Raw genomic sequence first — 19,901 nt, 5'->3', positions numbered from 1 at the left:
TTCACTTGGCCGCCATGAAGTCGCGCAGGCCGTCGACGACGAGGCGGTTGGCTTCCTCGGTGCCGATGGTCATGCGCAGCGCATGAGGCAGGCCGTAATTGTTCAGCGCGCGCAGCACGAGGCCGCGCTTGGTGAGGAAGGCGTCGGCCTCCGCCGAGGTCTTGCCCTTCGCTTGCGGGAAATGAATCAGCACGAAATTGGCCACGCTCGGCGTCACCTTGAGGCCGAGTTTTGAAATCTCTTCCGTCAGCCAGTTGCGCCATTGTTCGGTGTGCGCCTTCGACATCTGGACATGCGCAGTATCCTCGATGGCGGCGACCGCCGCCATCATCGCCGGTGTCGAGACGTTGAAGGGCCCGCGGATGCGGTTGACCGCGTCGACGATGTGCGCAGGTCCGAACATCCAGCCGATGCGCAACGCGGCAAGGCCGTGGATCTTCGAGAAGGTGTGCGTCATCACCGTATTCTCTGATGTCGCCACCAGCTCGATGCCGAGCTCATAGTCGTTGCGCGAGACGTAGTCGGAATAGGCGGCATCCAGCACCAGCAGCACGTTCGGCGGCAGGCCGGCGCGCAGGCGCTTGACCTCATCGAACGGCAGGTAGGTGCCGGTCGGATTGTTGGGGTTGGCGAGCCACATGATCTTGGTGCGCGGCGTCACCGCTTTGAGGATCGCATCGACATTGGCGGTGTGGTCGGTCTCGGGCACGACGACGTTCTTCGCGCCATTCGCCATGGTCGCGATCGGGTACACCAGAAAGCCGTGCGCAGTGGAGATCGCCTCATCGCCCTGGCTGAGATAGGTGTGCGCCAAGAGATTGAGGATTTCGTCCGACCCGGCGCCGCAGATGATGCGGTTGGGGTCGAGCCCGAAGGCGCGACCGATCGCCTCGCGCAGCACCTTCGAGGTGCCTTCCGGATAATCCGCAAGATGATCAGCCACGTCCTTGTAGGCTGCAAGCGCCTTCGGCGACGGCCCGAACGGGGTCTCGTTGGCCGACAGCTTGAAGACCTTGCGGCCCGGCTCGGGCACGGGGGTCTTGCCCGGCGTGTAGGGCGCAATATCGAGGATGCCGGGATTCGGCACGCAGCGGTTCATTTTTGGCTCCGGAATTCTGAGGCGTTATGGCTTGGCCGCCCCATTCGGGGGCACCGTATAGCGCGTTGCGTGGCTGCCGACGAGGGCCGATGAGCGCACCGAGGCGCCGGCCTTGAGCAGGGCCAGCTTGATTTTCTCGAAGCCGCCGCCCGCGACCGATACCAGCAGCGCCGCGCCGTCGAAGGCGGTGTCGGGCACGGCGACGATTTCCGCCAGCGGCGCCACGGCGCGCGCGATATCGGCATTCCAGCCGGAGACGCGGACGCTCCACATCTGCACTTCCGTCACCACGGCGTCGTCAGCGACGCGCGAGACCACGAACACGGGCAGTGCGGCCGGATGGTCGGCGCGCTCGAGGAAGGGGAATCGCGCGATGATTTTTGGCGCGCCGTCGGCCTCGAGCTCGCTCCACCACGGCGTGCGGGCCGACAGGGCTGACACCAGCGCCAGATCGCCCTTGGATTTGGCCACGGCCTCGACCGCCGCCGCGCCGCTAAAATGCGCGACATAGGGCACGACAAAACCGAAATGAAACCGCGCCGAATCCCGCATCGCGGATTCGCCGACCGACACATCCGCATGCACCGAGAAGGGCGCCTGGACATAGGTGAAGGTCGAGATGATCACGCGCCAGATGCTCTCGATGGTGTCGAGAGGCAGGATGCCGCGATGGCGCTCCACGAGCTGCCGCATCATGCTGGCTTCGCGCGCAGGGCGGAAGGCCGAGCCGACTTCCTGCGTCTGCTTGACCTGGATCAGCCGGTCGATGATGTCGCCGCGCGCCATCAGCAGGCGGTGTACCTCGGCGTCGATCGTGTCGATCTCCTTGCGCAGCTCTTGCAGCGTAGGCGGAGCGGGGGGTGGCTTGGACATCTGAAAAACCCGGCGAAAAGCTTCTCGCCATCGAGCGCGGTTCGATGGCGAAGGCCTCCGTTCTGTCCCATGGCTTGCGGCCGCGCAAGGGCGGCTTCTGGCCATGAGGTCTGCGCTATCCGGTTAACCATCTGCCTGCCTTGACGAAAAGGTCCGGCAGGACTAGCTTTCCGTCACTTCGTGGTCATTTGAGCCGGCCGGCTTGCAGCCACGTTAAATAAATCGCTAAACAGGCCGGGGACAGATATCCCGGCCGAACCCCGTTCAGGCCGGGTTTTTTATTGGCCTGATGTCTGTTCGAAGGACCTCCGTGCGCGGAGGCCGGTGCTGAGATGGCAGAGCTGAAGTCGATTGTAAGTCCGGCGATCCAGATGGAGGATCGCGCGCATGAGGCCGACCATCCTTCGTCGCTGGTTGCGAAGTTTGGCGCGGATCAACCGCTCAAGCTCGACTGTGGCGTCGACCTCGCTCCATTCCAGATTGCTTACCAGACCTATGGCGAACTGAACGCCGACCGCTCCAATGCCATCCTGATCTGTCAGGCGCTGACGCTCGACCAGCACGTCGCCAACATACATCCGCTGACCGGCAAGCCCGGCTGGTGGGACATCATGGTTGGGCCGGGTCTTCCGATCGATACCGAGAAATATTTTGTGATCTGCTCCAACGTGATCGGCGGATGTATGGGCTCGACCGGCCCTGCCTCCACCAATCCCGCGACCGGCAAGCCCTGGGGGCTGGATTTTCCGATCATCACAATTCCCGACATGGTGCGGGCACAGGCGATGCTGCTCGACCGTCTGGGAATTGAGACCTTGCTGTGTGTGATCGGCGGCTCGATGGGCGGCATGCAGGTGCTGCAATGGACCGCGGCCTATCCCGAGCGGGTATTTTCGGCGATGCCGGTGGCTTGCTCGACGCGCCACTCGGCGCAAAACATCGCGTTTCATGAGCTTGGCCGCCAGGCGATCATGGCCGATCCGGACTGGTGCCGAGGCCGCTATTTCGAACAGGGCATGCTCCCGCACCGCGGGCTCGCGGTGGCACGCATGGCGGGCCATATCACCTATCTCTCCGACGCGGCGCTGCACCGGAAATTCGGGCGGCGGATGCAGGATCGCGAACTGCCGACCTTCTCGTTCGACGCGGATTTCCAGGTCGAGAGCTATCTGCGCTATCAGGGCTCGTCCTTTGTCGAGCGCTTCGATGCCAACAGCTATCTCTATCTGACGCGCGCGATGGACTATTTCGACATCGCCGCTGACCATGGCGGCGTGCTCGCAAAAGCGTTTGCCGGCATCAAGACACGCTTCTGCGTGGTGTCGTTCACCAGCGACTGGCTGTTTCCGACCTCGGAATCGCGGGCGCTGGTGCATGCGCTCAATGCCTCGAGCGCGCGGGTGTCGTTTGCCGAGATCGAGACCGATCGCGGCCACGATGCCTTCCTGCTCGACGTGCCCGAATTCTTCGACATTTCCCGCGCCTTCCTGCAATCGGCAGGCAAGGCGCGCGGGCTGAAATCAGGTGGCTGAGATGGCGCTTCAGGAACAGGCCCTGCCGCTGCCGGGCATCGCGCCCGACCGCACCGGCGATTACCGCACCGACCATCTGCTGGTCGCCAAAATGGTGGAGCCCGGCTCGCGCGTGCTCGATGTCGGCTGCGGCGACGGCGAATTGCTGCAACTATTGGAAAGCCGCGGCATCGACGGCCGCGGCATCGAGCTGTCGCGCGAAGGCGTCAACCGCTGCGTCGCCAAGGGCCTTGCGGTGGTGCAGGGCGATGCCGATACCGACCTGGTCAATTATCCGGACGATGCCTTCGACTACGTGATCCTGTCGCAGACGCTACAGGCGACGCGGCAGCCGCGCGTGGTGCTGGAAAATCTGCTGCGCATCGGCCGGCGCGCCATCGTCTCGTTCCCGAATTTCGGCTTCTGGAAGATGCGCCTGCAACTGCTGATCGGCGGCCACATGCCGCGCACGGAGAATCTGCCGGCGACCTGGTACGACACCGCCAATATCCATTTCTGCACCATCAAGGATTTCGTCGAGCTGTGCGACGCGATCAACGTCAAGATGGAGCGCGCGGTGGCGCTCGATCTCTACGGCCGCCCGGTGCCGCTGAACCTGCCCTGGTGGGTCTGGAACATGTTCGGCGAGCAGGGCGTGTTCTTGCTCAGTCGGGGGAAATAGCCGTCCCGTCATTGCGAGCGAAGCGAAGCAATCCATCTCGCCGCACCACCGAAGCTGGATTGCTTCGTCGCTTTGCTCCTCGCAATGACGGCTTAGACCGGCGCGTGCACCAGCGAGCGCGGATCGCGCACCGGCCATCTTCCGGCCTCGACCAGCGTCACGAAGCGCTCGACCATCTCGTTGAACAGCGAGGGCTCCTCGAGATTGAGCACGTGGCCGGTTTTCGGGAAGAATGCCAGCCCCGCCGCCGGCAGGTGCTTCTTCAGGAAGAGGCTGGGCTCGATGCAATTGTCGTCCTCGTCGCCGCAGATGATCAGCGCCGGCGTTGGCACTTTCCGGATCGCCTCGGTCATCGTGTAGATCGACGGCCGGCCGCCCTGAAAGCTGCGCATGGTGTTCGCCGAGCCTTTTGCGTCGTGGCGGGCAAGCGCGGCGTAGAAATCGGCGTGGCCGCGCGGATCCTTCAGCAGGAACGGGATCCGGCTTGGCGCCTCGCGGGTGACCTTTGCAACTTCCGCCGAGCCGATGGACTCATATTGCTCGGCATTGGCCCGGCACTGCTTGCGAAAGGCCTCGAGGGTTTCGAGGGGAGAGCCGGAGCCGACTGCGGCCAGCGTCATCGACAGCGCGCGCTCGGGCGCGTTCAGGCCGATTTGCAGCGAGGAGTAGGACCCCATCGACAGGCCGACGAAATGCGCCTTTGCGATGCCGAGGTGATCGAGCACAGCGAGCGCATCAGTGTAGAAATGCTTGTAGGTGTAGACCTCGGCCGAAGGCGGCACGTCCGATGGCGTGTAGCCGCGCGCGGAATAGGCGATGCAGCGGTGGCCGCGCGAAAAATAGCGCATCTGCGGCTCCCAATTGGTGTGGTCGGCCGCGAATTCGTGCAGGAAAATGATCGGCGTTCCGCTGCCGGCCTCCTCAAAATGAAGCCGCACATTGTCCAGCGTGGTGGCGTAGGGCATTCCAGCTCCCGTTGTTTCTTCGTTGTTGTTCTGCCGGAACAAAATCGCAGTTAATGCTCGCGGCGGCAATGCGGCAGCGCCGATTATTTTTCGTCACGAAATCTGCGCGGAATCATCAGGAAAGCGTTCCCGCACCGCCGCACGAAATCTTGCTCTTGCCACAACCCGATTTGCAAAACGCGGTCGCGTTCGCCTCTCGCGCGGGCGCAGGGGAAATGGGGGTGTCTACAGAGGACCAAGTATGCTTCGTATGGTTGCGTTCCGCCTGTCGCTTCGTGTTCTGGCGCTGGCGATGTGTTCCGCGGCGATCGCCGTATCCGTCTCGCCGGCTTCGGCACGGCCTTATCATCACGGCTCAGGACGTCATGTGCGCGCATGGCACGCCGGTCATCACGCCGGATGGCACCAGCATCGTCACCGTCATTTCCGCTATGCCGTCTCGAACCGGCATCGCGGCATTGCGCGGATGCAGCCGCGTGGACTGGCAAACACCTATATCAGCGTCACCCCCGATTCCGCCCTTGCTCCATCTGCCGGCTTTGCATCGTCCGGCATCGTCGCCGAGACGCGCCCCCGATATCGGCAGTCTCACCAGTCGCGCCAGCTTCGCCGTGTCGCCCGCGCCGCCAACTGGGATCGCAGCGTCGCGCAGACCAGGGCGCGCGGACTTGCCGATACGCAGGCCAGCGTCCCGCCCAACCTCGCCCCCGCAGCTCTGGCCGGCGGCGTTGGATCGTCGAACATCGTTACTGAAGCCCGCCGCTATCTCGGCGGCAATCCCACCGGGCGCGGCAGCCTGTGGTGCGCGCGCTTCATGAACATGGTGCTCCAGCATACCGGTCACCGCGGCACCGGTTCCGACATGGCAAGTTCGTTCGCCAAATACGGCCAGCGTGTTTCAGGGCCGCAGGTCGGCGCGATTGCCGTGATGACGAGGGGACGCGGCGGCGGTCATGTCGGCATCATCACCGGCATCGATGCCAAGGGAAATCCGATCATGATTTCAGGCAACAACGGCAACCGGGTGCGGGAGGCGCCGGTCTCGCGCGGACGGATCTATGCGTATGTGATGCCGAATTAGCCGCATCGTCATTGCGAGCGAAGCGAAGCAATCCACCTATCGACTTGCTGAAGCATGGATTGCTTCGTCGCTTCGCTCCTCGCAATGACGAACAAAGGCCGGTGCCTAGATCAGCTCCGGCTGTTCGGCCGCAATGGTATCGCCGACGGCAATGGTGCCGCCGGTGATCACCTCGGCATAGATACCGCAATCGCCATGGCCGAGCTTGCGTTGCAGGGCCTGCGGGATGGACAGATCGCGCTCGGCCGTATCGGGGTCGACATTCACGGCAGCGCAGCGGACGATGCGCTTGACGACTTGCAGCCTGACGCCGCCGCCGATCGCAATCGTCCGGTCGAGCAGGTCGAACTCGTGCCATGCGGGCCAGCCCTCGACGTAGAGATTCGCGCGGAAGCGCAGGGGATGAACCGGGCGGTCGACCATGTTCTCAATGGCGCGCAGGCTAGCGAGGTTGATGATCGAAACGACTTTGCGGGCGACATCCGAAAAGCTGTGGCCCGGGCTCGACAGCACCTTTGGCGGGCCCTTGATCAGGCTCGGGAACGTGGTCGTCAGGAAGCCCTCGATGGCAGTTCGACCTTCGGTGGTTTCGAGGTCGCCCTGAGCGGCAACCTTGCCGTTGTGGCGGATGGTCAGGACGTAGCTCGCATCGTCAAAATGCGTGCGCAGGCCGGCCAGCCACTCGTCCCGCATCAGCATCAGGAAATGCGGCTTGGCGAGCCATTTCGGCTCGGCCGGATCGAAGCCGCTCGGGCCGTTCTCGATGGCGTAGCGGCGGTCGGCGAGCAGCGTTTGGCCGGGCCGAAGTGCTGCCTGCGGCAGCGGCTCCGGGGTCAGGCCTTTGACGGGATAGCGGTAGATGCTGGCGATCTTGGCGGGGGCTGGGTCAGGCATGCGGCTTATTAAGGGATTCTCGATCCGGCCGCCACCGCTCGCGATTTTGTGAGCCGGGCTCTTCCGGTTTCCCATGCCGATGCCCACATTTGCGTCAAGCCTACCGTGGGCGACGACCGCGGCCGGTTGAGGAATGTCAACGCGGTCCGCGGATACCCAATGAAGATGCTGCTTTCCGTGCCTTCGGGGCGGGGCGGCATGCCGAGGGAAAACACGCAATGAATATAGAAAAATACACCGAGCGGGCGCGCGGCTTCATCCAGTCTGCGCAGTCGCTTGCCATGCGCGACGGGCATCAGCAGTTCTCGCCGCTGCATCTCTTGAAAGTGCTGCTGGACGACAGTGAGGGCCTCGCCGGCGGTCTGATCGACCGCGCCGGGGGTAATTCCCGCGCCATCCTCAAGGCCACTGAAGACGCGCTGAACAAAATGCCGAAGGTTTCCGGCAGCGGCGCCGGGCAGATCTATCTTTCGCCGGAACTGGCGCGCGCCTTCGATGCCGCCGAAAAGGCGGCTGAAAAGGCCGGCGACAGCTTTGTCACCGTGGAGCGGCTGCTGCTCGGGCTGGCGCTGGAGAAGAACAGCGAGGCAGGCAGCATTCTGGGCAAGGGCGGCGTGACGGCGCAGAACCTGAACGCGGCGATCGAATCGCTGCGCAAGGGCCGCACCGCGGATTCCGCCACCGCCGAGAACGCCTACGACGCGCTGAAAAAGTATGCCCGCGACCTGACCCAGGCCGCGCGCGACGGCAAACTTGATCCGGTGATCGGCCGCGATGAGGAAATTCGCCGCACCATTCAAGTGCTTTCCCGCCGCACCAAGAACAACCCGGTGCTGATCGGCGAGCCCGGCGTCGGCAAGACCGCGATCGTCGAGGGCCTGGCGCTTCGCATCCTCAATGGCGACGTGCCGGAGAGCCTGAAGGACAAGAAGCTGCTGTCGCTCGATCTCGGCGCGCTGATTGCAGGCGCAAAGTACCGCGGCGAGTTCGAGGAGCGGCTGAAGGCCGTGCTACAGGAGGTCACCTCGGCCGAAGGCAGCATCATCCTGTTCATCGACGAGATGCACACGCTGATCGGCGCCGGCAAGGCCGATGGCGCGATGGACGCATCCAACCTGCTCAAGCCCGCGCTGGCGCGCGGCGAGCTGCATTGTATCGGCGCGACCACGCTCGACGAGTACCAGAAGCACGTCGAAAAGGACGCGGCGCTCGCGCGGCGTTTCCAGCCGATCTATGTCAATGAGCCCTCGGTCGAGGACACCATCTCGATCCTGCGCGGCCTGAAGGACAAATACGAGCAGCACCACGGTGTTCGCATCACCGACTCCGCGCTGGTGGCGGCGACCACGCTGTCGAACCGCTACATCACCGACCGCTTCCTGCCCGACAAGGCCATCGATCTGATGGACGAGGCGGCGGCGCGGCTGAAGATGCAGGTCGATTCCAAGCCCGAAGAGCTCGATCTTCTCGACCGCGACATCATCCGGCTCAAGATCGAGCAGGAGGCGCTGAAAAAGGAAAGCGATCCGGGCTCCAAGAGCCGGCTACAGAACCTGGAAAAGGAGCTGGCCGAGCTTGAGGAGAAGTCGGCGGCCCTGACGGCGCGCTGGAGCAGGGAAAAGAACAAGCTCTCGGATGCCGCCAAGCTCAAGAGCGAGCTCGATGCCTTGCGCATTGAGCTGGCCAATGCGCAGCGCCGCGGCGAGTTCCAGAAGGCGGGCGAGCTTGCCTATGGCAAGATCCCCGAGCTCGAGAAGAAGCTCGCAGCGATCGAGGCCAATGAGGCTCCCGGCGAAATGATGGAGGAGGCGGTCACCGCCAACCACATCGCGCAGGTGGTGTCGCGCTGGACCGGCGTGCCCGTCGACAAGATGCTGGAAGGCGAGAAGGACAAGCTCCTCAAGATGGAGGATGCGCTCGGCAAGCGCGTCGTCGGCCAGGCCGAGGCCGTGCGTGCGGTAGCGACCGCCGTGCGCCGTTCGCGCGCCGGCTTGCAGGATCCGAACCGGCCGACCGGCTCGTTCATGTTCTTGGGCCCCACCGGCGTCGGCAAGACCGAACTGACCAAAGCCCTGGCGGAATATCTCTTCAACGATGAGACCGCGATGGTTCGCCTCGACATGTCCGAATACATGGAGAAGCACTCGGTCTCGCGGTTGATCGGCGCGCCTCCGGGCTATGTCGGCTATGACGAGGGTGGCGCGCTCACCGAAGCGGTGCGGCGGCGGCCCTATCAGGTCGTGCTGTTCGACGAGATCGAGAAGGCGCATCCTGACGTCTTCAACGTGCTGCTACAGGTGCTCGACGATGGCCGCCTGACCGACGGGCAAGGCCGCACCGTCGACTTCCGCAACACGCTGATCATCATGACCTCGAACCTCGGTTCGGAGTTCCTGGTGAACCAGCCGGAAGGCGAGGACACCTCGGCTGTGCGCGAGCAGGTGATGGGAATGGTGCGGGCGCATTTCCGCCCCGAATTCCTCAACCGCGTCGACGAGATCATCCTGTTCCACCGCTTGCAGAAGAGCGAGATGGGCCGGATCGTCGAGATCCAGTTCGCCCGCCTCACGAAGCTGCTGGAGGATCGCAAGATCACGCTCACGCTCGATGCCTCCGCGCGCGACTGGCTGGCCGAGAAGGGTTGGGATCCCGCCTACGGCGCCCGTCCGCTGAAGCGGGTGATCCAGCGCAACCTACAGGATCCGCTGGCCGAGATGATCCTGGCAGGCGAGGTCGCCGACGGCGACACCGTCAATATCTCGACCAAGGGCAATGTGCTGACCTTCAACGGCAAGCCGGCCCAGACCGCCGAGATCGCGCAGTTCGAGACGCCGGTGCCGAAGCGGAAGCTGAACTGACGAAAATGCGAGGATGCACTCTGCCGAGAGGCAGGGTGCATTTTTGTATCCTACTCCGGGGTAGCTTGCGGGTTCGCGGCTGGCCCGGCTTCATCCTCATCGTCCGCCTGCAATTCGCTGAGAATATCGACGAGTTGGCGCACCCGGCCGATCGCCAGCGGCCGGCCGCTGTTCATCATCGGCTCGTCATTGGCGAGCCATGCCTGGGCCTCGGCCAGTTCCTCGACGGTGGCCTGGGTTCCAACGATCTGTGCAATGGTGACGTCGTCGGCGGCGCTGACTGCCCGCGTAACGTCCTCCCGCGTAATGCGCGTCATGGCTTGGCATCCCACATTGAATGCCCCCGGCAGGGATAACCAAGGAGCAGCGGAGAGGTTTCCCTCGCTGGCGGTTGCCAAGTGGCGAAGTTTGCCGTTGGCGCCGATGCGACTTGCCCCTGGGATCGCGAAAGCCTGCCTTGCCGTCATAGGCAAATAGCCGCAGGCGGAATTCTTGCCTCGCAGCGCGCGGCGGAAGTTCAGCCCGACGTCAGCTTGTCGTCTCCCGTATCCCGCGTAGCGCGCAAACGTCTTTTCGCGAGGAATTCCGTGGCTCTGGTCATACAACCACAGAGCGATTTATTCGGTATCTCGTTTTACGGGTGTGATGTAAATGAGACACGCATCGCGATTCTCGCGCGGCCGCGTGAATCTCCTTGAACAATTGATCGTCTCGCAACCACAATCGTTCAAGCGCAGGTGGGGCGTGATATGCGTATTTTAGTCAGTATGTTTGTGGCAGCTGCGCTGCTGCTCAACAGCGGATGCGCAGTTTATGACATGGAGACGAGAAATCGAGGCGGTTATCTCGATTCCGTTCTCGACAGGCATTGGCTGAGGGCGGATTCCAAGTCGATGCGCGCCCTGCGCGCTTTCGCGATGCAGGTTTCGTTGGCCCGCATTGCGTCCGTTTCGGCAAAAAACGAGTCAGATCGCCAATTGTTGGCAATCCGCATCGGCGCCCTGACGAAGCGCTTCATGCCGATCTACATGTGCGCATTCAACAACAATCCGCTGGCGGTGCCGGAAGCCAAGAACGATCCCTGCTTCTACTATGACAGCGCGATGGTCGACTATTCGACGGGATTGTTCGATCTTGCCATGATCGCATTGCCGTTCGACGACGCAAAAGCCCTCATGTCGACGGTCTCGGGGGGCGTCAATCCAATCAACGTCATCGACCTGTTGACCAGCCTCGTGCAGATCGGCAGGGACGCCCTGAAATACGGGCGTGTGGTCGGTGCGCTTTACCGCGACACGGTCGAGCTCGAAGTGCAGGTATGGATCGGCACGCCTGCCATTGATACGCGTCCGCCGCCTTATCAGGTTACGCCGGCCGATATTGCACCTCTCTATGAAATCTATATTCGCGGCAACGACGACATGCCGGCATGGATCGCCGAAATGGCGGCGTTGCGCGGACGCGGACTCGAACCGTTCCCTCAACAGAAATTCTTCTACGAACTTGCCGGGCTGATGAACTATATTTGCGATCTCATCACGTCGGACCCGAAGTCTAACAACCCGAACACCTGCAAGGCGAACTTGCCAGCGATTTCGGTCGCACCGGTGGCTGCTTTGGGCCCAAGCGTGCCGTTCAAGATCGGCGATCTCAGAGTTACCAGGACTGGCAACGTCGGACCCGCAGGTGGTCAAAGATCGGATCGAGGCGGCCCATCGCCAGGCAGTGATTTATCGCAGAAGATGGGTGGTGCGATACCACCCGTCGAGACGACCATCACAGTTACCGACGGCCAGAAATTTCAAAAGATGCTGTGCGTCCAGGCATCCGGTACGTTCGATACGCCCACTCGGCAGCAGCTGAAGAACTTCAACAGAGCTACCTTGTTTCCAACCGACAAGGACGCGGTCGATCGGGTTGCCAACGATGCTATTTTGGGGAGATTACGAGACGCATCCCGGCTATTTCCTGATTGCAGGAAGGCAGGGTTCAGCAATGCCCTTGAAGTCGGCTTGTTCACTCGCTTGGAGCTTGCGCGAACTCCATTCTACCCGATGCTCAACAAGGCATTGCAAGCTGAGGGCATTCCGCCTCTCGCAGCGCCCGCCGCCCCTTCCACCGCTATCGACGATGCAGCCCGGCAGGCTATCAGCAAGCTTAAGACCAAATATGGGCTTCCGAGCGACGGTGACGTCACTCTCGAATTCTACGCGAAGATGAATCCTGAAAGATAATCTGGCGATCCTCCGGAGCGCAGCATGCCGAAGTTCACCGCCGCCGCCCTTGCCGCTGAATACAAATCTCTCTGGGATACTGCCGTCATCCGGCCCGAAAAGGCTCAGGTGGTGAAAAAGACCGCACAGGATGTGCGCGGCCTCAAGGCGACCTATGACGAAGTGAGCGCTGCCACCGGCGTCCCCTGGTATTTCATCGGGGCGGTTCACAACCTGGAGGCCAGCCTCCGGATGGACCGCCATCTCCACAATGGGGATCGACTCACAGCGCGCACGGTGCAGGTTCCAGACGGCCGCCCGAAGAGCGGCTCGCCGCCATTTACCTGGGCCGCCAGCGCGATCGATGCCTTGACCATGCATGGCCTCCAGAACATCGGAAAGGCCAACTGGTCGATTGAGCGGATTTTGTTCGAACTGGAGCGCTATAACGGATTCGGATACCGACGAAACCACCCGGAGGTGAAGTCGCCCTACCTGTGGTCGTGCACGAACCATTACACGAGGGGCAAGTATGTCGGCGATCATAAGTTTGACCCCAACGCGGAGAGCAGTCAGGTTGGGGCCGCAGCGGTTCTCAAGCAGCTGGTTGCCGACGGTGCGGTCAAGCTAAGTGGGCAAGCCGATATGCCGCCACCGAAGCCGTTTGTGCGGCCGCCCGCCGTTCCCGTCCCGACCGGATTGTTTCTTGCGGACAAGCAACCATTCGGGTTGCGCGCAGAAGCCAAGGACGAGGCTCAGCGGCTGCTTCGTGTAGAAACAGACATGCCCGTGCGGAAACTCCAGGAAGTCGACGCAGCGTGGTTGAAAGTCCAGGTGACGGCTCCGGACACTTCGACGCATGAGGGATTTGCACGCAAGGACTGGTTGGTGCCGCAAACGGTGCTGTCCAGCTTCGTGCCGGAAGAGTTTGCGCAGGCTTGTCTTGACGCGGCTGCCCACTACGGGACGAACGGCCATCTGTTGATTGCGCTTGCCGATGCCGAAACGGCACTGACGAACAAGGAAAGCCCGGACGGTCTCTTTTTCGGCCCCTACGCCATCAGCGAGACCGAATGGAAGGCTGTGAACGTTCCGGCCGAGACCGGATATGGAGATGCGGGACGATTCAATCCAATCGCGCAGGCCGCCATCGCAGCGCGCTTTGTTGTCGACCTTACTCAGAAGGCGCGGGAAAAGCTGCCCGACAAGAGGCTGCCAACTTCAGAGGAGTTATGCATAGCCCGCGTGTTCGGCTCCGATCTAATCCCGGCCTTTCTGGACGAGGCGAACCAGACCAGAACGGTTCGCGACGTTTTGGCTCCAATGCCCGCCGCCGATATCGATGCCATCTTTGCCCGAAGGCCGGGCCTGTTCACCGCCGGCGTCATTGTCAAGGATTTGCGGGCCGCAATCGAAGCCAGGCTCGAGACAGGATTCGAAGATGCTGCCGGGCTCATCCAGAAGATTGAACCGGAGCTCTCGGTCGGTCCTCCGGAAACGGCAGACGATGCGAGCGATGCGCCATGGATGGTGAAAGCCAAGGAGGAGCTGGCAAAAGACATTCATGAATTCAGGAACGGCAGCAACCCGGAAATTGAAAAGTATCACAAGGCTACCACCCTCGGCATGCAGCCCGATGATGTGTCCTGGTGCGCCGCCTTCGTGTCCTGGTGCATAAAGGAATCCAACGGTGCCCGTTCCCCGCTGAACTATTCAGCGCGCGCCGCTGACTGGCTGAACAACGGGAAAGGCCTTGATGGCCCTCAATACGGGGCGATTGCCGTGACCAAACCGCTTGCCGCCGGCGCCAGCGGGCATGTGGGTTTCGTCGTGTCCTGGGACGGAACTCGCGTCAGGCTGCTCGGCGGAAATCAGGGCGATGCGGTCAAGGAGCAGGGCTTTCCGATTGGTGTCGTGCGAAGCTGGCGCATGGTGTGAAGCAGGCCTTGCTGTTTGCTCGAAAGCGCGCGCCAGCCGGGACGTCGGGCCGAAATTGTTCACGCGTGCAGATGGCACGCCGCCGCGCGTCCCCGCGCGACTTCGCGAAGCCGCGGCTGTTGATCTTGCAGACCGAAGGGTTGGAGACGGCGCACATTAAAGCGAATTCATGAAACCGCGCGCTCTCGCCGACAATTGTCCCTGTGCCGGCACAGCCGGCATCAAGTGCAAGCGTTGCGCCTGTGAGATGGACCGGCTGACCGAATCCCCGAAATGAAAGAGGGAGACGGACACATGTCCAGGGAACTCGTCACTCACAACAAGCCTGTCTTCGATCAATTCCATCCGAGGATCTATGCCGCCGCGGTCGGGCTCGTGGCCTGGTTCGCGCTGGCAGCGTGGATATTGTTTGATCGGCAGGATGACATCGCCCTGCCGCTGATGATGGCCAGCGTGCTGCTCCTGATTGCCGTTCTCATTCCGCTGGCGTTGGCGTGGATCTGGCGAACACACGGCGTCGACGATCGGCGTCCGGACGCGGTCACGTTTCGCGAATGGCGTACCGGGGATTTCGCGGTCTGGGGCAGCCGCCTGCATGGAACGGAGGCTGCGATCGATATGCTGCTGCCGCTTGCGGCCGTCGCATTCGGTCTCACCGGAATCGGCATCGTGTTTCTGATCTGCTCGTACTTTGCGCCCTGACGTGAGGCTTGATCTCACGCAGTGTGGGCGTGGCGGTCAGAATTGACGGGGCTCAGCGGTTGCTGACCTGGCGGACGTTGCCGGTGTTGCCGGCATCGGAGATGCGTGCGCTGCCGCCACGGCTGTTCATCATGCCGTCGAGACGGTCGCGCTCCTTCTCGAAGCTGCCGAGGAGCGAGCCCTCGAGCGAACGGCCGCGCGGCAGCTTGATGCGCATCGGGTCGACGAAGCGGCCGTTGACGAGGATTTCGTAGTGGACGTGAGCGCCGGTCGACATGCCCGTCGATCCGACGAAGCCGATCACTTGGCCCTGCCGTACCCGCTTGCCGGGCTCCATGCCCTTGGCGAAGGCCGACATGTGGCCGTAGGCGGTCTCATAGCCGTTGTTGTGCTTCAGGCGGACATACTTGCCGTAGCCGCCTTCCCAGCCGACTTTTTCGACCACGCCGTTGCCGGATGCGAAGATCGGCGTGCCGTAGGGCGTCGCCCAGTCGACGCCGGTGTGCATCTTGACGTAGCCGAGGATCGGGTGGCGGCGGCCGCCGAAGCCCGAGCGCATGATCGCATTATTGACGGGCTTGCGGACCAGGAATTTCTTCGCGCTCTTGCCGGTCTCGTCATAGAAATCGACGACCGAGTCGTCGGGGGTCTGGAAGCGGTAGTACTTCTTGGTTTCGCCGCCGACCGTGAGCGATGCGAACAGCACTTCGTTCTTTTCGGTGATGGTCGCGCCTTCGTCTTCGCCGGCATAGAACACGTCGAAGGAGTCGCCGGGCTGCACCTTGCGCTGGAAGTCGACGTCGTAGGAATAGATCCGGATCATATCCTCGATGATGTTCGCCGGAACCTTGTTGCGCAGCGCGGTCTCGTAGATGCTCTGGTAGAGCCGCACGCCGCTGCCATCATCCTCGTCGTCATCGTCGGCGGCGGCGGTTTCGGTGACGGTGTTCATGCTCTGCACGTCGACCGCGACGTATTTGCCGAGGTCGGAGAGCGCGGCGACCGCCTCGACCGCGGATTCGCCGGCGACCACCACGCGGTAGGGCTGAAGGCGGGCGCCGGGCGTTTGCGCGGCCATGAGGATGCGGACCTTCTGGCCTTCCTTCAGGCCGCCATCGCGGCCCTTGGCGCCGAGCGTGGCGGCGATCGCCTTGGCCTCCTCCGGCGTGGCGCCGGCCTCGCGCAGGATGGAGGGGATGGTGTCGCCCTTCTTGACGATATGAACGCGTTCGCCGTTCGGATTGCCGCCGGTGACCTGGTCCTTGGTTTTCGGCAACAGCGTGACGTTTTCGGGCACCACGCGGGTCTCGAAGCCGGCATAGGGATCGGAGGAAACGCCCTCGGTGGCATAGGCCAGCTTGATGTCGGACTGCACGCGACCGGCGTCCGCAGCGGCGTTGGCGAGCGCGGCATAGCGCACCCCGCCGCTGTTGCCGCGCCAGTTCGAGGCATCGCGCACCCGCAGGATGATCTCGTCGAGCGGAACCACGGCGGCGATCTTTGCCTTCGGCAGGACGGTGGAAAGATCCTTCATCACGAAGGAGACTTCCGCATCCGGCTCGACGGCGTCGGGATTGTTCGGATCTTCCGCCGCCGCCTGGGTGGTGGTGCCGACGTCGGTCAGCATGCGCTGGGCGTTGAACGGCGGAATCTTGGCCGAGAGGTCGCTGGTCGTCATCGACAGATTGCCGGAAATCCGGACGAACGGCCGCACGCGCATCACGTCGCGGTTGCCGACGCGGGTGGCGGTCGAGACGCGCACCACGTTGCGGGCGGCGGTCGACTCGCTCGGCGGGGGCAGGCGGTCGCTCTTGTGGAGTGAGGCGCCCTTGTCATTGGCGCCGAAGGCGCCGCGCAGCGCGCCATCAACCCGTTCCGGAATCTTGGCAAAGGTCATTTCGCCGTCGAGAGACGCGAAAACGGCGCCGCCGATCAGGGCTGCGCCGCACAGGCCGGTCAGGATCGTGCCGCTGAACCATTGTACGGAGACGCGACGGCGGTCGATGACGGCAGCTTCGGTGCCATCGACCGAAAGCGGCGGCTCGTTGCCGAGATCGATGATCCCGGTTTCGCGACCGTATCCGCCCCCGCGTGACGCCCTTTGGCTCAAGCCACCATCCCCCCAGTTTCCATCAACATTCGACAACCCCTTCGCTCACACCCCGGGTCCCACATCCGCCGTTCAAGGCGCCTCCGGAGCATGGCGTGCCGCACGCATGAAAATTCGGGAATCAATGGCCAGCAAGAAGACCGGCCGGAATCACGAAGGTCAATGGTGTGCAGAGCTCTCGATGTTTCTCGGCCGTCTGAAACAGGCGATGCTCGGTCGGAACCGCCCGTTCCCGGATAGATCGTCACCGGCAGCCCCCACTGGCATCCGATGATTCAATGCTTAACTTACCGTCAGAACGTCGCAGGATTGTGGCTCAAGTACGGCACAAAGGCCCCCTTTGTCGGGAGTTCTCGGGCCGAAAAGATTCTCGCGCCCGATGTGATGATTTGTTGACAACGGGTGTTGACAGCGACGATCGGGCGGGCCTATAACCCGGCCACTGAGCGCGGCACTGCATTGGCCCTCGGCCAAGGCAAGTTTTCGTGCCCGTCATGCTCCTCATTAAGATGAGTGCAACAACAGCCGATAGTTCGTCGGTTGTCATTTGCCGTCGAATGAGGGGCTGCGGAACCTCCCTTGGTTGGGAGTTGGGGTTTTCGAACCCCGGGCTGTTTGACAAGTAAAGATGAAGAAAGAGAAACGTGGACGGCGGAGTCCTTGCGTGATCTCGAATACTTGAAAACTTCGGTTTTCATCTTTCGGGATCGGACGAAAGACTTCGGCGGTACACGTTTTGAATAAGGTTACACCATGATCTCTTCATTGAGATCGGGTCGCCCGCGATGTGAATCGCAGGCGATTTTGGTGTGGACCTCGTCAAACGTTGTGATCAGCCGGTTCAAAGTTTCAAGTCCAACTTGAGAGTTTGATCCTGGCTCAGAGCGAACGCTGGCGGCAGGCTTAACACATGCAAGTCGAGCGGGCGTAGCAATACGTCAGCGGCAGACGGGTGAGTAACGCGTGGGAACGTACCTTTTGGTTCGGAACAACCCAGGGAAACTTGGGCTAATACCGGATAAGCCCTTACGGGGAAAGATTTATCGCCGAAAGATCGGCCCGCGTCTGATTAGCTAGTTGGTGAGGTAATGGCTCACCAAGGCGACGATCAGTAGCTGGTCTGAGAGGATGATCAGCCACATTGGGACTGAGACACGGCCCAAACTCCTACGGGAGGCAGCAGTGGGGAATATTGGACAATGGGGGCAACCCTGATCCAGCCATGCCGCGTGAGTGATGAAGGCCCTAGGGTTGTAAAGCTCTTTTGTGCGGGAAGATAATGACGGTACCGCAAGAATAAGCCCCGGCTAACTTCGTGCCAGCAGCCGCGGTAATACGAAGGGGGCTAGCGTTGCTCGGAATCACTGGGCGTAAAGGGTGCGTAGGCGGGTCTTTAAGTCAGGGGTGAAATCCTGGAGCTCAACTCCAGAACTGCCTTTGATACTGAAGATCTTGAGTCCGGGAGAGGTGAGTGGAACTGCGAGTGTAGAGGTGAAATTCGTAGATATTCGCAAGAACACCAGTGGCGAAGGCGGCTCACTGGCCCGGTACTGACGCTGAGGCACGAAAGCGTGGGGAGCAAACAGGATTAGATACCCTGGTAGTCCACGCCGTAAACGATGAATGCCAGCCGTTAGTGGGTTTACTCACTAGTGGCGCAGCTAACGCTTTAAGCATTCCGCCTGGGGAGTACGGTCGCAAGATTAAAACTCAAAGGAATTGACGGGGGCCCGCACAAGCGGTGGAGCATGTGGTTTAATTCGACGCAACGCGCAGAACCTTACCAGCCCTTGACATCCCGGTCGCGGACTCCAGAGACGGAGTTCTTCAGTTCGGCTGGACCGGAGACAGGTGCTGCATGGCTGTCGTCAGCTCGTGTCGTGAGATGTTGGGTTAAGTCCCGCAACGAGCGCAACCCCCGTCCTTAGTTGCTACCATTTAGTTGAGCACTCTAAGGAGACTGCCGGTGATAAGCCGCGAGGAAGGTGGGGATGACGTCAAGTCCTCATGGCCCTTACGGGCTGGGCTACACACGTGCTACAATGGCGGTGACAATGGGAAGCGAAGGGGCAACCCCTAGCAAATCTCAAAAAGCCGTCTCAGTTCGGATTGGGCTCTGCAACTCGAGCCCATGAAGTTGGAATCGCTAGTAATCGTGGATCAGCATGCCACGGTGAATACGTTCCCGGGCCTTGTACACACCGCCCGTCACACCATGGGAGTTGGTTTTACCTGAAGACGGTGCGCTAACCGAAAGGGGGCAGCCGGCCACGGTAGGGTCAGCGACTGGGGTGAAGTCGTAACAAGGTAGCCGTAGGGGAACCTGCGGCTGGATCACCTCCTTTCTAAGGATGATCCTTCAGAGAGCTCACGCTCGCTATCGGATCGTTTTAGAAACATTCAGGGGCCAGCAATTTCAGGATTGTTGAGCTCCATAGGCGGGATTTCGCCGTCTTCGTTTCTCTTTCTTCGCGGACGAACACGCGCCAGGGGCTGCGCTGTGCCAAGCATCGGCAGCTTGCCGATCGCGCGCGGCAGCATGCTCCTCGTGTAAGGGGCTTGTAGCTCAGTTGGTTAGAGCGCGCGCTTGATAAGCGTGAGGTCGGAAGTTCAAGTCTTCCCAGGCCCACCACTTTCATCGAGCGTGAGCATTCGTCTTCTGGTTACGGGGCCATAGCTCAGCTGGGAGAGCGCGTGCTTTGCAAGCATGAGGTCGTCGGTTCGATCCCGTCTGGCTCCACCAGATGAAATCGAAGATCGACGCTCACTCCATTCGAGTGGCTTGCCGTTCAATCATCGTCCGCGAAACATCGCTTCGCTTTTGCAGGTTCTCACCAAGAACTGTAATTGCGTGTTTTCTGACATCGTAAAGAGGAGATCGATCCGAGTTGGATCGTGCAGCATTCGTTGCGCGAGACTTCATTATCTCCGGATCATTTCGGCGCTCGTTATCAGCCGTGAGGCAGATAGCGGGT

13 protein-coding genes, 2 tRNA genes, 1 rRNA gene and 1 riboswitch are annotated in these 19,901 nt (G+C 61.8%); of the genes, 10 read left to right on the top strand and 6 right to left on the bottom strand.

The features are described 5' to 3' along the window. Nucleotide 1: 1 nt before the first annotated feature. On the bottom strand, nucleotides 2-1,099 hold the full coding sequence (gene hisC, locus JQ628_RS08080; protein WP_212221675.1) for a histidinol-phosphate transaminase: 1,098 nt from the start codon (nucleotides 1,097-1,099) through the stop codon (nucleotides 2-4). A 24-nt stretch (nucleotides 1,100-1,123) separates the two neighbouring features. Next, complete coding sequence (locus JQ628_RS08075) at nucleotides 1,124-1,972, bottom strand: chorismate mutase (protein WP_212221673.1); 849 nt, start codon at nucleotides 1,970-1,972, stop codon at nucleotides 1,124-1,126. Nucleotides 1,973-2,142: 170 nt separating this feature from the next. Then, a riboswitch (SAM riboswitch) is annotated at nucleotides 2,143-2,222 on the top strand. A gap of 82 nt (nucleotides 2,223-2,304) precedes the next feature. Between JQ628_RS08075 and metX the strand changes: the two genes are divergently transcribed. Then, a complete protein-coding gene (gene metX, locus JQ628_RS08070) occupies nucleotides 2,305-3,504 on the top strand; it encodes a homoserine O-acetyltransferase MetX (protein ID WP_212221671.1) in 1,200 nt (399 codons plus the stop codon). A 1-nt stretch (nucleotide 3,505) separates the two neighbouring features. Then, nucleotides 3,506-4,165, top strand: a complete 660-nt coding sequence (gene metW / locus JQ628_RS08065) for a methionine biosynthesis protein MetW (protein WP_212221669.1) — start codon at nucleotides 3,506-3,508, stop codon at nucleotides 4,163-4,165. A 92-nt stretch (nucleotides 4,166-4,257) separates the two neighbouring features. Here the strand turns inward: metW and JQ628_RS08060 are convergent, their stop codons facing one another. Continuing rightward, complete coding sequence (locus JQ628_RS08060) at nucleotides 4,258-5,130, bottom strand: alpha/beta fold hydrolase (RefSeq protein WP_212221667.1); 873 nt, start codon at nucleotides 5,128-5,130, stop codon at nucleotides 4,258-4,260. 466 nt (nucleotides 5,131-5,596) lie between these two features. Between JQ628_RS08060 and JQ628_RS08055 the strand changes: the two genes are divergently transcribed. After that, the gene (locus JQ628_RS08055; RefSeq protein ID WP_433996120.1) at nucleotides 5,597-6,211 is read left to right on the top strand and encodes a TIGR02594 family protein; all 615 of its coding nucleotides are present in this window, start codon (nucleotides 5,597-5,599) and stop codon (nucleotides 6,209-6,211) included. 105 nt (nucleotides 6,212-6,316) lie between these two features. Here the strand turns inward: JQ628_RS08055 and JQ628_RS08050 are convergent, their stop codons facing one another. Continuing rightward, nucleotides 6,317-7,105 carry an MOSC domain-containing protein gene (locus JQ628_RS08050; protein WP_212221664.1) on the bottom strand — a complete coding sequence of 263 codons (789 nt, stop codon included), beginning with the start codon at nucleotides 7,103-7,105 and terminating at the stop codon, nucleotides 6,317-6,319. Between the two features lie 218 nt (nucleotides 7,106-7,323). On the opposite strand from JQ628_RS08050, the gene clpB reads away from it, so the two are divergent. Then, on the top strand, nucleotides 7,324-9,963 hold the full coding sequence (gene clpB / locus JQ628_RS08045) for an ATP-dependent chaperone ClpB (RefSeq protein WP_212221661.1): 2,640 nt from the start codon (nucleotides 7,324-7,326) through the stop codon (nucleotides 9,961-9,963). 50 nt (nucleotides 9,964-10,013) lie between these two features. Here the strand turns inward: clpB and JQ628_RS08040 are convergent, their stop codons facing one another. Continuing rightward, entirely contained in the window at nucleotides 10,014-10,280 is a 267-nt protein-coding gene (locus JQ628_RS08040; RefSeq protein WP_212221660.1) for a hypothetical protein, read from the bottom strand. A 432-nt stretch (nucleotides 10,281-10,712) separates the two neighbouring features. Here JQ628_RS08040 and JQ628_RS08035 point away from each other — a divergent pair, with 432 nt between their 5' ends. From JQ628_RS08035 to JQ628_RS08025, 3 genes are all read left to right on the top strand, one after another. After that, nucleotides 10,713-12,197 carry a hypothetical protein gene (locus JQ628_RS08035; RefSeq protein ID WP_212221658.1) on the top strand — a complete coding sequence of 495 codons (1,485 nt, stop codon included), beginning with the start codon at nucleotides 10,713-10,715 and terminating at the stop codon, nucleotides 12,195-12,197. A 24-nt stretch (nucleotides 12,198-12,221) separates the two neighbouring features. Then, entirely contained in the window at nucleotides 12,222-14,114 is a 1,893-nt protein-coding gene (locus tag JQ628_RS08030; RefSeq protein WP_212221656.1) for a TIGR02594 family protein, read from the top strand. A gap of 294 nt (nucleotides 14,115-14,408) precedes the next feature. Beyond that, nucleotides 14,409-14,816, top strand: coding sequence for a hypothetical protein (locus JQ628_RS08025; RefSeq protein WP_212221654.1), 408 nt, complete (start codon nucleotides 14,409-14,411; stop codon nucleotides 14,814-14,816). Nucleotides 14,817-14,868: 52 nt separating this feature from the next. Here JQ628_RS08025 and JQ628_RS08020 read toward each other — a convergent pair whose 3' ends face one another. After that, a complete protein-coding gene (locus tag JQ628_RS08020; RefSeq protein ID WP_212221652.1) occupies nucleotides 14,869-16,926 on the bottom strand; it encodes a M23 family metallopeptidase in 2,058 nt (685 codons plus the stop codon). A gap of 856 nt (nucleotides 16,927-17,782) precedes the next feature. Here JQ628_RS08020 and JQ628_RS08015 point away from each other — a divergent pair. From JQ628_RS08015 to JQ628_RS08005, 3 genes are all read left to right on the top strand, one after another. Continuing rightward, nucleotides 17,783-19,271 (top strand): 16S ribosomal RNA (locus tag JQ628_RS08015). A gap of 210 nt (nucleotides 19,272-19,481) precedes the next feature. Further along, nucleotides 19,482-19,558, top strand: a tRNA-Ile gene (locus tag JQ628_RS08010). A 35-nt stretch (nucleotides 19,559-19,593) separates the two neighbouring features. Beyond that, nucleotides 19,594-19,669, top strand: a tRNA-Ala gene (locus JQ628_RS08005). The last annotated feature ends 232 nt before the right edge of the window (nucleotides 19,670-19,901 follow it).

It is taken from the genome of Bradyrhizobium lablabi (assembly GCF_018129385.1).
GTDB lineage: Bacteria > Pseudomonadota > Alphaproteobacteria > Rhizobiales > Xanthobacteraceae > Bradyrhizobium > Bradyrhizobium lablabi_C.
The sequence above is the reverse complement of the archived record's forward strand: the minus strand, read 5'-3'. Positions and strand labels throughout refer to the sequence as shown.